Here is a 459-nt window from a genome sequence, read left to right on the forward strand (position 1 = left end):
GATGGGTAAGCAGCTTGAGAACGCTTTGTTGAACGCTGGTCTTACTGATCAATTCAATAAGGCTGTTACTAAGCTTGGCTTTGATCCAAAGGCTGTTATCGATGCTGAGTATGAACCAGGTTTAGGTAACGGCGGTTTGGGTCGTCTCGCAGCCTGCTTCATCGATTCACTCGCCTCTATTGGCGTTCCAGCATTTGGCTACGGCATCCAGTATCGTTACGGCATCTTCAAGCAGCGCTTTGATGAAGAAGGTAAGCAGGTTGAAACCCCTGATTACTGGCTTAGCAATGAAGAGCCATGGGGTCACATTGATTATGGTCGTGACCAGCGCGTCAACTTCGGTGGTGAAGTTGTAGAAGAAAACGGCAAGCGCGTTTGGAAGCCAGCTTGGTCTGTTCGTGCAGTACCAGTTGACTACATGGTTCCAGGTTATAATTCTGGTCGCGTAAACACTCTTCG

The 459-nt window shown here is 48.6% G+C and carries 1 protein-coding gene; it reads left to right on the forward strand.

The features are described from left to right. Positions 1 to 459 (forward strand): glycogen/starch/alpha-glucan phosphorylase (locus tag J5M67_RS28390; protein ID WP_207888671.1); only part of this gene is annotated, 459 nt, incomplete at both ends.

The organism is Pseudomonas sp. 30_B, assembly GCF_017491605.1.
GTDB lineage: Bacteria > Pseudomonadota > Gammaproteobacteria > Pseudomonadales > Pseudomonadaceae > Pseudomonas.